Origin of the sequence: Methylophilus medardicus, from assembly GCF_006363955.1 — a bacterium.
Lineage (GTDB): Bacteria > Pseudomonadota > Gammaproteobacteria > Burkholderiales > Methylophilaceae > Methylophilus > Methylophilus medardensis.
Genome location: NZ_CP040948.1, coordinates 1960549 through 1974016, shown reverse-complemented (window position 1 = coordinate 1974016; position 13468 = coordinate 1960549). Strand labels below are relative to the sequence as shown.

Genomic DNA, 13468 nt, shown 5'->3' with positions numbered 1-13468 from the left:
CCCGTTGTGATAAAGCCCGCCATCGGCGGGCTTTATTTTTGATATTAATAAGTTACTAATGTATTGGTTTATATTATTTATTGCTATTTAAGTGCTTTACTATTGAAAACAAGGTCAGCATGGGCTTGCAGCGTTTGTGAGGATGCGGCGAATCCGGCGCGCCACCTGTGCGCATCTCGCATTGCATAGACCTAGAAACTGTAAAACTTTTGTATTCTCGCCATTGTTGAGCGTTATAATCAAAGGTCGCAGCATGCATTTCGTGGCTTTTTTATCTCTGACACATTCATGTTGTAGGCTTGCTTTTTGCTTTTGCCTTGTGTGGAGCAAATTTGTGAATAACACCTCAGGGGAAGATGTATGACCGCCAATGTGAAAAAAACCCGTAAAAAAACCGACCAATCTGACACCTCGCAAGCTGTCGAAGAATTCTTGCTAGAGCAACTCCCCATTCCACAGGCGTTACGCAACCATTTAACCTTTTCTATCGGTAAATCAAACTCTTGGGCAACGACGCGCGACTGGTACCAAACGGCCGCTTTTACTGTGCGTGACCATTTAATGAGTCGTTGGGTAAACACGCGGGACGCTTATCGCGATGCCAATACCAAGCGTGTTTATTACCTTTCTTTAGAGTTTTTGATCGGCCGTATGCTGTCTAATGCCGCACTTAATTTGGGCATTGCACCGGAACTAAGCGATGGTTTACAACAAATTGGCCAAAAGTTAGAAGGTATCGCGGAGCTGGAGCCAGATGCGGCCCTTGGCAACGGCGGTCTCGGTCGACTCGCTGCGTGTTTCGTTGATTCTATGGCGACTATGGATATCCCAGCCACCGGCTATGGCATTCGTTATGACTACGGCATGTTTCGGCAGACCATTGAACATGGTCAGCAAAAAGAGAATCCGGACAACTGGTTGCGTTACCAAAATATCTGGGAGGTACAACGCCCTGAACATACCTGTGAGGTGAAGTTTTATGGGCGAGTGTTGCATGTGCACACCGAACATGGCATTGAACATCACTGGGTCGATCATGAGACCGTTGTCGCCATGCCTTATGATGTGCCAGTCCCCGGCTATGGTACGCAGACGGTCAACAACTTGCGTTTGTGGTCTGCCAAGGCGACCAATGAGTTTGACCTCGCACACTTCAATGAAGGTAATTATGAAAAGTCGGTAGAGGGGCGCCATGGCGCGGAGACGATCTCGCAAGTGCTGTATCCAAACGATACTTCCGAATCAGGGAAAGCGCTGCGGCTTAAGCAGCAGTATTTCTTTGTCTCAGCCTCAACACAAGATATCTTGCACCGTTTCACCAACTACAATGCTGACTGGGACACACTGCCGGAAAAAGTAGCGATTCAACTTAACGATACGCATCCATCCATTGCAGTGGCTGAAATGATGCATCAATTGGTCGATCACTATCATCTGCAATGGGACCGTGCTTGGAAATTGGTGACTAAAATGTTCGCCTATACCAATCACACTTTAATGCCAGAAGCGTTGGAAACGTGGTCAGTGGAATTGTTTGCACAATTGCTGCCTCGCCATCTCGACATTATTTATGAAATTAACCATCAGTTCTTGCAGATGGTGAATCAGCACTTCCCCGGAGACACGGGCTTACTGCAGCGCGTCTCTATCATTGATGAAACGCATGGTCGCCGTGTGCGCATGGCGCATTTGGCGATTGTAGGTAGCCATACTGTCAATGGGGTGGCTGAGCTGCATAGTGAGCTGCTTAAAGCCACATTGTTTGCCGATTTCAACAAAATTTATCCCGGCAAATTTACCAACGTGACTAACGGTATCACGCCGCGTCGTTGGTTGAACCAAGCTAACCCTTTACTCACTGAGTTGCTAACCAAGCATATCGGCACTGGCTTTCAAAAAGACCTTAGTCTGATCAAAAAGATCGAACCGTTTGCAGACAACGCCGCATTCAGAAAAGCGTTCCGGGAGGTTAAAAAAGCCAACAAGCAACGCTTGGCTGACAAAATCATGCAAAAGACCGGCATTGCTATTGATGCAGATGCTTTGTTTGATGTGCAAATCAAGCGTATTCATGAATACAAGCGTCAATTATTAAATGTGTTGCACGTCATCACTTTATATAACCGCATTCGTACTGGTCAAGTCAGTGTGCATACGCCCCGTGTGGTTATTTTTGCCGGCAAGGCGGCGCCAGGTTATTGGCTGGCGAAACAAATCATCCGCTTGATTAATGATGTCGCGAGCATGATTAATCACGATCCGGCGGTGAATCATCAGTTAAAAGTCGTGTTTTACCCCAACTATGAAGTCAGCGCAGCCGAAATCCTCTTTCCGGGGGCTGATCTGTCGGAGCAGATTTCAACCGCAGGGACCGAAGCGAGTGGCACCGGCAACATGAAGATGGCGCTCAATGGCGCTTTAACCATCGGCACCTTAGATGGCGCCAATGTTGAAATCAAAGAAGAGGTGGGCGACGAAAATATCTTTATCTTTGGTCTTACCACGCCAGAAGTCGCGAAACTCAAAGCTGAGGGATACAATCCTTGGGATTACTACCACAGCAACCCCGAGTTAAAGCAAGTGATTGATATGATCGGCAGTGGCTTCTTTTCAGTAGAAGAACCTGCGCGTTATCAAGCTATCGTCGATACCTTACTGCACAAAGGGGATCAGTATTTGTTGCTCGCTGATTATGCGGCTTATATTACGGCACAAGACAAGGTTGCTGCTTTGTACCAAGATCAAGAAGCATGGTCGCGTATGGCAATATTGAATGTTGCACGCATGGCAAAATTCTCCAGTGACCGCACCATTGCCGACTACGCGGCACGCATTTGGCAAGTTTCACCATTTAAACTTTAATTTTTTTCAAAGGCAGTCCTCCAAAGCAAGTCCATCTGGACTTGCTTTGTACTTTGTGGGTACACTGCATTCAAATTGTTAAAGAGCGTTATGATGAAAACAACAACTTTAGGTGTACTACTCGCATTATCAATCTCAAATGCACATGCCATTGACCTCAAAGGTCTGGGGGAAATGGTTGAAAAAGTCGGTGGCAACGCGACCGCTGGCGGTAGTAATAGCGCCGCGGTGAGTAATTTAAGTGAACAAGAAACCAATGATGGTTTGAAACTCGCACTCAATCAAGGGGTGAGCAAAGCCGTCAGCCTCCTAGGGGGCACCGATGGTTTCATGGGCAATAAAGAAGTGAAAATTCCATTGCCTGACTCCTTGAAGAAAATTGAGAAAGGCATGCGCTTGGTTGGGATGGGCAATCAGGCGGATGAATTAATACTGAAAATGAACCGCGCAGCCGAGCAGGCGGTACCAGAAGCCAAGGCACTGCTGACCAATGCGGTCAAACAAATGAGTGTGACCGACGCGAAAAATATTCTTACCGGTCCGCAAGATGCCGCTACCCAATATTTTAAGAAAACCACCGCCAGTGACATGGCAGCCAAGTTTCTACCCATCGTACAAAAAGCAACTGCCGAGGTACAACTGGCTGACACCTATAATAAGTACGCTGAAATGGGCAGTAAATTTGGGGTCATTAAAAAAGAAGACGCAAATATCAATCAGTATGTGACGCAAAAAGCGCTTGATGGCGTTTACCTGATGATTGCCAAAGAAGAATCCGCGATCCGCCAAGACCCGATGGGCCAGGCTAGCAGTTTGCTTAAAAAAGTATTCGGTGCCGCTAAATAACCACAACAGCTAACCCGCTACTACACGCCGCTATAAAGCGGCGTGTTTATTTCCGACCAGTGGCATGATTAAAAGTAGATTAAGTGTTGACACACCTTTTGAATCTTTGCTATAGTCTCACCTCTCGACGCAACACAAGTTTTACTAGTCGATTCGGACGCGGGATGGAGCAGTCTGGCAGCTCGTCGGGCTCATAACCCGAAGGTCACAGGTTCAAATCCTGTTCCCGCAACCAAACAAAAAGTACGTTTTAAATTAAATGCATTTGATGCTTGACCGAACGAAAAAACTCTGTAAAATGCGCGCTTCGCTTGAAACGAAGTGTTCAGCGAGAAGCCTCTAAGGCACTGTTCTTTAAAAATTAGGATGACTGATAAGTGTGGGTGTTTGTAGTTGAGTGAAGCGCATTTAATGCGTAGAAACTCAGAAAATACAAATGCTTTACACTTAGATTTATGACAAGTATGTACAGTGTTTTTTACACACATACCTTGAAATGAATTTGAGATATAAGCGAATCGAATACCGCCTTGATTTATTAATTGTGATTATCACAAGTGATAAAAAGAGGTAAAAAGTAATAGTTAGGAATTAAACTGAAGAGTTTGATCCTGGCTCAGATTGAACGCTGGCGGAATGCTTTACACATGCAAGTCGAACGATGAACCTTAGCTTGCTAGGGGAATTAGTGGCGAACGGGTGAGTAATATATCGGAACGTACCTTGTAATGGGGGATAACTAGTCGAAAGATTAGCTAATACCGCATACGCCCTGAGGGGGAAAGTAGGGGATCTTCGGACCTTACGTTATAAGAGCGGCCGATATCTGATTAGCTAGTTGGTGGGGTAATGGCCTACCAAGGCGACGATCAGTAGCTGGTCTGAGAGGACGACCAGCCACACTGGAACTGAGACACGGTCCAGACTCCTACGGGAGGCAGCAGTGGGGAATTTTGGACAATGGGCGAAAGCCTGATCCAGCCATTCCGCGTGAGTGAAGAAGGCCTTCGGGTTGTAAAGCTCTTTCGCAAGGGAAGAAAACTTACATTCTAATAAAGTGTGAGGCTGACGGTACCTTGATAAGAAGCACCGGCTAACTACGTGCCAGCAGCCGCGGTAATACGTAGGGTGCGAGCGTTAATCGGAATTACTGGGCGTAAAGCGTGCGCAGGCGGTTTTGTAAGTCAGATGTGAAATCCCCGAGCTCAACTTGGGAACTGCGTTTGAAACTACAAGACTAGAATATGTCAGAGGGGGGTAGAATTCCACGTGTAGCAGTGAAATGCGTAGAGATGTGGAGGAATACCAATGGCGAAGGCAGCCCCCTGGGATAATATTGACGCTCATGCACGAAAGCGTGGGGAGCAAACAGGATTAGATACCCTGGTAGTCCACGCCCTAAACGATGTCTACTAGTTGTTGGTGGAGTAAAATCCATGAGTAACGCAGCTAACGCGTGAAGTAGACCGCCTGGGGAGTACGGTCGCAAGATTAAAACTCAAAGGAATTGACGGGGGCCCGCACAAGCGGTGGATTATGTGGATTAATTCGATGCAACGCGAAAAACCTTACCTGGCCTTGACATGCCACTAACGAAGCAGAGATGCATTAGGTGCCCGAAAGGGAAAGTGGACACAGGTGCTGCATGGCTGTCGTCAGCTCGTGTCGTGAGATGTTGGGTTAAGTCCCGCAACGAGCGCAACCCTTGCCATTAATTGCCATCATTTAGTTGGGCACTTTAATGGGACTGCCGGTGACAAACCGGAGGAAGGTGGGGATGACGTCAAGTCCTCATGGCCCTTATGGCCAGGGCTTCACACGTAATACAATGGTCGGTACAGAGAGTTGCCAACCCGCGAGGGGGAGCTAATCTCAGAAAGCCGATCGTAGTCCGGATTGTTCTCTGCAACTCGAGAGCATGAAGTCGGAATCGCTAGTAATCGCGGATCAGCATGTCGCGGTGAATACGTTCCCGGGCCTTGTACACACCGCCCGTCACACCATGGGAGTGGGTTTTACCAGAAGTAGTTAGTCTAACCGCAAGGGGGACGATTACCACGGTAGTATTCATGACTGGGGTGAAGTCGTAACAAGGTAGCCGTATCGGAAGGTGCGGCTGGATCACCTCCTTTCTAGAGAAGATCACTCGGCTTCAAGCATTCACTCTTATCAGTCATCTTGAAATTAAGCAGCAACAAAGATTTAGGCAAACCGCCTTAGGGTCTGTAGCTCAGCTGGTTAGAGCACCGTCTTGATAAGGCGGGGGTCGTTGGTTCGAGCCCAACCAGACCCACCACCGAATATTGGGGGATTAGCTCAGCTGGGAGAGCACCTGCTTTGCAAGCAGGGGGTCGTCGGTTCGATCCCGTCATCCTCCACCAATGCTTTGGTATCTTTGTTGCGGTTTAGAGATTAGAAGCAAGCGTTATTAATTGAAGTTTGATTAAATGTTTGCTTCTAGTTTTTAAACGTTAGTTTATAAACTAAGACTGCTCTTTAACAAAATGGAAGAAGTAAAGGAATATAGGTTGTGTGATGACAACTTATATTCAATGGGCGATATTATTTTTTAACCGGAAATAATATCGATTGATTGCAAAATCATAAATATATTAAACGCAAGTTGAGAAGTTTACATTGTTAAGAAATTGATGATGTAAGCGAATCTAACGAGGTTTGATAGTGCTTTAGAATTACCTGTAACGCGTGTCTCATGCACGACGAAATCTAGATTTAAAAAGGGTTTAGGTTTTAACGTTATAGGGTCAAGTGAATAAGTGCATATGGCGGATGCCTTGGCGATATCAGGCGATGAAGGACGTGATAGCCTGCGAAAAGCTTCGGGGAGCTGGCAAATAAGCTTTGATCCGGAGATGTCCGAATGGGGGAACCCGGCCGTAAGGTCATTCTCTTCTGAATATATAGGAAGAGTAAAGCGAACCTGGAGAACTGAAACATCTAAGTACCCAGAGGAAAAGAAATCAACCGAGATTCCGTAAGTAGTGGCGAGCGAACATGGAATAGCCTGTTACTTTTAGCAGACGCGATAGTAGAACGGAATGGAAAGTCCGACCGTAGTGGGTGATAGTCCCGTATACGAAATCCCGTTTGTGGAACTAGGGTAACGAAAAGTAGGGCGGGGCACGAGAAACCTTGTCTGAACATGGGGGGACCATCCTCCAAGGCTAAATACTCGATATCGACCGATAGTGAACAAGTACCGTGAGGGAAAGGCGAAAAGAACCCCGGGAGGGGAGTGAAATAGATCCTGAAACCGTATGCATACAAACAGTGGGAGCCTCTTCGGGGGTGACTGCGTACCTTTTGTATAATGGGTCAGCGACTTACATTCAGTGGCAAGCTTAACCGATAGGGGAGGCGTAGAGAAATCGAGTCCGAATAGGGCGAATTAGTCGCTGGGTGTAGACCCGAAACCAAGTGATCTATCCATGGCCAGGATGAAGGTGCCGTAACAGGTACTGGAGGTCCGAACCCACAAATGTTGAAAAATTTGGGGATGAGCTGTGGATAGGGGTGAAAGGCTAAACAAACTTGGAGATAGCTGGTTCTCTCCGAAAACTATTTAGGTAGTGCCTCGTATATCATTCTCGGGGGTAGAGCACTGTTATGGCTAGGGGGTTCATAAGAACTTACCAAACCATTGCAAACTCCGAATACTGAGAAATGCAATTACGGGAGACAGTCCATGGGTGCTAACGTCCGTGGACAAGAGGGAAACAACCCAGACCGACAGCTAAGGTCCCAAATGACGTGCTAAGTGGAAAACGAAGTGGGAAGGCATAGACAGCCAGGATGTTGGCTTAGAAGCAGCCATCATTTAAAGAAAGCGTAATAGCTCACTGGTCGAGTCGTCCTGCGCGGAAGATGTAACGGGGCTAAGCACGTAACCGAAGCTTCGGATGCCATATTTATATGGCATGGTAGGAGAGCGTTCTGTAGGCCTGCGAAGGTGTTCTGTGAGGAATGCTGGAGGTATCAGAAGTGCGAATGCTGACATGAGTAGCGATAAAGGGAGTGAAAAGCTCCCTCGCCGAAAGCCCAAGGTTTCCTGCGCAACGTTCATCGGCGCAGGGTGAGTCGGCCCCTAAGGTGAGGCAGAGATGCGTAGCTGATGGGAAACAGGTTAATATTCCTGTACCTCTATACAATGCGATGTGGGGACGGAGAAGGTTAGGTCAGCCGGGTGTTGGATGTCCCGGTTCAAGCGTGTAGGTTGGTTCTTTAGGCAAATCCGGAGAGCTAAGACTGAGACGTGATAACGAGTCTGCTTGCAGACGAAGTGATTGATACCATGCTTCCAAGAAAAGCCACTAAGCTTCAGTTGTATAAGACCGTACCGCAAACCGACACAGGTGGGCAGGATGAGAATTCTAAGGCGCTTGAGAGAACCCGGGAGAAGGAACTCGGCAAATTAGCACCGTAACTTCGGGAGAAGGTGCGCCCCGGTAGTGTGTAGAGATTTACTCTCGAAGCACGATGGGGTTGCAGTGAAAAGGTGGCTGCGACTGTTTAATAAAAACACAGCACTCTGCAAACACGAAAGTGGACGTATAGGGTGTGACGCCTGCCCGGTGCTGGAAGATTAAATGATGGGGTGCAAGCTCTTGATTGAAGTCCCAGTAAACGGCGGCCGTAACTATAACGGTCCTAAGGTAGCGAAATTCCTTGTCGGGTAAGTTCCGACCCGCACGAATGGCGTAACGATGGCCACACTGTCTCCTCTCGGGACTCAGCGAAGTTGAAATGTTTGTGAAGATGCAATCTCCCCGCGGCTAGACGGAAAGACCCCATGAACCTTTACTGCAGCTTTACATTGGACTTTGACAAGATTTGTGTAGGATAGGTGGGAGACTATGAAGCGGTGTCGCTAGATATCGTGGAGTCATCCTTGAAATACCACCCTGATGTTGTTGAGGTTCTAACCTAGGTCCGTAATCCGGACTGGGGACCGTGTATGGTAGGCAGTTTGACTGGGGCGGTCTCCTCCCAAAGAGTAACGGAGGAGTGCGAAGGTAACCTAGGTACGGTCGGAAATCGTACTGATAGTGCAATGGCATAAGGTTGCTTGACTGCGAGACGGACAGGTCGAGCAGGTGCGAAAGCAGGTCATAGTGATCCGGTGGTTCTGTATGGAAGGGCCATCGCTCAACGGATAAAAGGTACTCTGGGGATAACAGGCTGATTCCTCCCAAGAGTTCATATCGACGGGGGAGTTTGGCACCTCGATGTCGGCTCATCACATCCTGGGGCTGTAGCCGGTCCCAAGGGTATGGCTGTTCGCCATTTAAAGTGGTACGTGAGCTGGGTTTAAAACGTCGTGAGACAGTTTGGTCCCTATCTGCCGTGGGCGCTGCAAGTTTGAGGGGACCTGCTCCTAGTACGAGAGGACCGGAGTGGACGCACCTCTGGTGGACCAGTTATCATGCCAATGGTATAGCTGGGTAGCTAAGTGCGGAAGAGATAAACGCTGAAAGCATCTAAGCGTGAAACTCGCCTCGAGATGAGACTTGCCTCTGGCTTTAAGCCAGCTAAAGAGTCGTTCAAGACCAGGACGTTGATAGGTCAGGTGTGGAAGTGCAGTAATGCATTAAGCTAACTGATACTAATTGCTCGTGAGGCTTGATCCTATAACCTTAAAACTTAGACCATGATGTAACGTGAAAACGGTACAAAAAATCTAAAGGATGAAAATCCATGAGGTGTAGTTCAAAGCAATATGATTTGGCAATCATCTAGAAATATAGAAACACAATGTTGTTTCGAGATCTAAATCCCATTGAAAGCAAGCTTGACTGCTTGAATCCTTTACTTCTTCCAATTTGTTAAAGCAGGCTGACGCCATGAAAAAACGAGGCTCAGCAAGCTTAATGTCACATATCTCAACAGATATGTCAGGCATAACATTACCAGTTATGTTTGGGGACAATAGCGGTTTGGAACCACCCCTTCCCATCTCGAACAGGGCCGTGAAACGAACTTGCGCCAATGATAGTGTACTCTTCGTATGCGAAAGTAGGTCATCCCCAAGCTCCTATCCTAAAAACCCTCGACTATAGTCGAGGGTTTTTTATTGCTCGTTACATACAGCAACTCATGCCAACCCGTTACAAACAGCAACCAAAGCCTAGTAGTCTCGTTGGCAACAACAAATAATAATTTCATGATATGTGCAGGTCGCGCTGATTAAATACCTTGTATAAGCAGGATTATTTCAATTCATAAACGGTTTAGATTTCTCATAATGAACCAAGGATATTAATGCGGAATTTCAGTTAAGCTATTGATTCCGTGTATTTTTATTGATCATTCAATAAAATAATATTCAGTTAATTTGCAACCTGAAACTCTAGATTGCTACATCCACACCTAATATCGTTAACACTTACTGGAGTGAACTTTTGTGGTGGTTTTTCTAACGACACGACCTACGATGCTGTTAATAAGCTTGTGAGCCCCGTTAGCAAATGATTCATCTTTATCTAATAAGCTTGCATATCTATATGCATATTGTTGGTCAAAGAAAGCCGCTAACGACATGATAAAATAATGAAATGTCTCAATATCATGTTTTGATTCCTTGCGCCGGCGCCGGCTCACGTATGCAGAGTGCGGCTCCGAAACAGTATATGTTGCTTAACGGTAGCCCGATTTTACGGCATGTAATTGCGCTGTTTGAGCGTCTTGATCTGGTTAGTCAGATCTACATTGTGATCTCTGCCGAGGATACTCATTGGTCTGATGATTTATTAGAAGGATGTCGCAAAGTTAAAGTATTGACTTGTGGCGGTGAGAGCCGCGCAGCGACGGTGCTTGCGGGCTTACAAGCCATGGCATCTGAAATTCCTAGCGATGATTGGGTATTAGTACATGATGCCGCCCGCCCTGGTGTGGACGCTCAGATGGTGCTGCGCTTGATAGACGCGATGGGCCCTGCCGATATCGGCGGTCTATTGGCTTTGCCGCTTGCAGACACTTTAAAACGCGCAAACGCTATACAACAAGTGGCTGCGACGGTTTCGCGGGAAGCACTTTGGCAGGCGCAAACACCACAGATGTTTAAATTGGGCATGTTAAAACAAGCGCTGGCTGAGCATTTGCATCGGCAACCGACTGACGAAGCACAAGCCATGGAGTGGGCCGGCTACGCCCCTAAACTGGTGCTTGGGGATTTGAAAAACTTAAAGATTACTTATCCGCAAGATTTAACAACCGTTTCTGCGTTAATGAAAACGGCAATCAACACACAGGATACGCAATGATTCCCTTTAGAATTGGCCACGGATTTGACGTACATGCATTGGTCACCGGCCGTGATTGTATGATTGGCGGGGTGAATATCCCACATAGTCACGGTTTGGATGGACACTCGGATGCAGATGTGTTGTTACATGCCATCTGCGATGCATTATTGGGTGCTGCGGGTTTGGGGGATATCGGTAAACATTTTCCGCCAACAGATATGCAGTTTAAAGGCATTGACTCACGCCTTTTGCTCCGTCACGTCATTGCGCTATTGCAGACAAAAGGATTTTTTGTGGGCAATATTGACGCTACCGTGATCTGCGAAGCGCCGCGCTTGGGCAAACATACTGCGCAGATGTGTGCCAACATTGCTGCAGATTGTCAGATTGCCATCGACCATGTCAACGTCAAGGCAACCACGACTGAAAAATTAGGTTTTACCGGACGCAGTGAAGGCATTGCCGCTGAGGCTGTCTGTCTTATTTATTCTAAGTAGTATGCATGCGATTATTCACCCGTTTTGAATCTCTGATATCGCCGTTTCCGCGCGAGATACTCACACACCTGCCTAAGCAATTTTGGGCGTTTATGTGGGCGTGCTCTTATGGCATGCGTCGGTATCTGCTGGCCATGACCTTACTCACGGCCTGTATCGGCGCCTTTGAAGCCTTATTGTTTGCATTGATGGGCAAGGTGGTGGATAAGTTGACTGCCATCGCCCCAGATCAATTATGGACTATACATTCCAATACATTATGGTGGATCGCAGCGATTTTGATTAGCAGCACCATCGTGATCATGTTGCAAACGCTGATTAAACATCAGACGCTTGCCGGCAATTTTCCGATGCGTTTACGTTGGCAATTTCATCAGCACATGTTGAACCAAAGTATGGGCTTTTATCAGGATGAGTTTGCTGGGCGCGTGTCGGCTAAAGTCATGCAAACCGCGCTGGCCGTGCGTGAAGTTTGGTTCATTCTGGCGGATATCATGGTGTATGTCCTGCTCTATTTCGCCACGATTGTCACGGTGGTCGGCAGCTTTCATCCTTGGATGGTCTTGCCATTTCTTGGCTGGTTAATGCTGTATGCCTGTGCGTTGGTGTACTTTATTCCGCGCCTGGCGAAGGTCTCTCAACACCAAGCCGATGCGCGGGCCCTGATGACAGGCCGTATCACCGATGCGTATACCAACATTTCAACCGTCAAATTATTTTCCCATGCGGGTCGTGAGGCAAGCTACGCGCAATCAGCCATGCAAGAGTTTTTAGATAGTGTGCATGGGCAAATGCGCATGGTCAGTTATGTCGAATCAATTAATCACTTTTTAAATATGTGCCTGATCATCGCGAGTGGCGCTATGGTGTTGTGGCTGTGGTCACAACACTTAGTTGCAGCTGGCGCGGTCGCCGCGGTCATGGCCATGGGCCTGCGACTCAATGGTATTTCGCACTGGGTCATGTGGGAGTTGACCTCTTTGTATGAACACATCGGTACCGCCCGTGATGGCATGAATACCCTTTCGGTTGAAAATCGTGTGGTAGATATGCCACAGGCCACTCTGCTGCATGTGCCTAAAGGGGAGATCTTATTTGATCAGGTCGATTTTGCTTACGATCAACAAGCGCCACTATTAGCGCAGTTTCATCTACATATTCAACCCGGCGAGCGCGTCGGGCTAGTGGGGCGCTCGGGCGCAGGCAAGTCTTCGATCGTGAATTTGCTCATGCGATTTTATGATATTCAAGCAGGGCATATTCGCATTGACGGGCAAGCGATTGATCAAGTAAAACAGGATTCTTTGCGCCAGCAAATCGGCATGGTCACACAAGATACTTCTCTATTGCATCGTTCGGTGCGGGAGAATATTTTATATGGCCGTCCAGACGCCAGTGATGAAGAAATGATCTTGGCTGCCAAACGCGCTGAGGCCCATGAATTTATTCTGAATTTGCGCGATGCAAAAGGGCGTACCGGCTATGATGCGCACGTGGGTGAACGTGGTGTGAAACTGTCCGGTGGGCAGCGGCAACGCATCGCTATAGCGCGCGTCATGCTCAAAAACGCCCCGATATTGCTACTAGATGAAGCCACCAGCGCGCTCGATTCAGAGGTTGAATTGGCCATTCAGCATCATCTGTCTCAATTGATGGAAGGCAAAACGGTGATTGCGATTGCCCATCGCTTGTCGACCATCGCTGCCATGGATAGGCTGATTGTGTTAGATCACGGACGCATCGTCGAGAGCGGCACCCATCAGACCTTGTTGGCAACAAATGGGATTTATGCCAAATTATGGGCACATCAGAGCGGTGGTTTTTTAGGTGAGTAATCGCGCTTTATCTGACACACCATATTAAAACGCCGAACAGCTTCGGTCCTTAAATAAGCAGCGCTTGCCCAGCGCTGCTTTTTTTATGGCTGTCATACACAGGTCGATGATTAATCAAACCTTACAACTATGACACGCTGTCACATTGCCGCCACTTTTCTGCAAT

The 13468-nt window shown here is 47.5% G+C and carries 5 protein-coding genes, 3 tRNA genes and 3 rRNA genes; all 11 read left to right on the top strand.

Translation table 11 applies throughout. The features are described from left to right. Nucleotides 1-360: 360 nt before the first annotated feature. A complete protein-coding gene (locus tag FIT99_RS09310) occupies nt 361-2862 on the top strand; it encodes a glycogen/starch/alpha-glucan phosphorylase (protein WP_140004034.1) in 2502 nt (833 codons plus the stop codon). A gap of 93 nt (nt 2863-2955) precedes the next feature. Continuing rightward, the gene (locus FIT99_RS09305) at nt 2956-3708 is read left to right on the top strand and encodes a DUF4197 domain-containing protein (RefSeq protein ID WP_140004714.1); all 753 of its coding nucleotides are present in this window, start codon (nt 2956-2958) and stop codon (nt 3706-3708) included. A 158-nt stretch (nt 3709-3866) separates the two neighbouring features. Continuing rightward, nucleotides 3867-3943: transfer RNA gene (locus FIT99_RS09300), tRNA-Met, on the top strand. A gap of 358 nt (nt 3944-4301) precedes the next feature. Next, nucleotides 4302-5840 (top strand): 16S ribosomal RNA (locus FIT99_RS09295). Between the two features lie 87 nt (nt 5841-5927). Further along, nucleotides 5928-6004: transfer RNA gene (locus FIT99_RS09290), tRNA-Ile, on the top strand. A 9-nt stretch (nt 6005-6013) separates the two neighbouring features. After that, nucleotides 6014-6089, top strand: a tRNA-Ala gene (locus tag FIT99_RS09285). Nucleotides 6090-6471: 382 nt separating this feature from the next. Then, nucleotides 6472-9356: ribosomal RNA gene (locus FIT99_RS09280) — 23S ribosomal RNA — on the top strand. Nucleotides 9357-9644: 288 nt separating this feature from the next. Beyond that, nucleotides 9645-9758, top strand: a 5S ribosomal RNA gene (gene rrf / locus FIT99_RS09275). The 16S, 23S and 5S rRNA genes sit together here with 3 tRNA genes alongside, the layout of an rRNA operon. 522 nt (nt 9759-10280) lie before the next feature. Beyond that, nucleotides 10281-10988, top strand: a complete 708-nt coding sequence (gene ispD / locus FIT99_RS09270; protein WP_140004033.1) for a 2-C-methyl-D-erythritol 4-phosphate cytidylyltransferase — start codon at nt 10281-10283, stop codon at nt 10986-10988. After that, nucleotides 10985-11467, top strand: coding sequence for a 2-C-methyl-D-erythritol 2,4-cyclodiphosphate synthase (ispF, locus tag FIT99_RS09265; protein ID WP_140004032.1), 483 nt, complete (start codon nt 10985-10987; stop codon nt 11465-11467). Before ispD ends, ispF begins: the two co-directional genes overlap by 4 nt. Nucleotides 11468-11472: 5 nt before the next feature. After that, entirely contained in the window at nt 11473-13302 is a 1830-nt protein-coding gene (locus tag FIT99_RS09260) for an ABC transporter ATP-binding protein (protein ID WP_140004031.1), read from the top strand. Nucleotides 13303-13468: the final 166 nt, after the last annotated feature.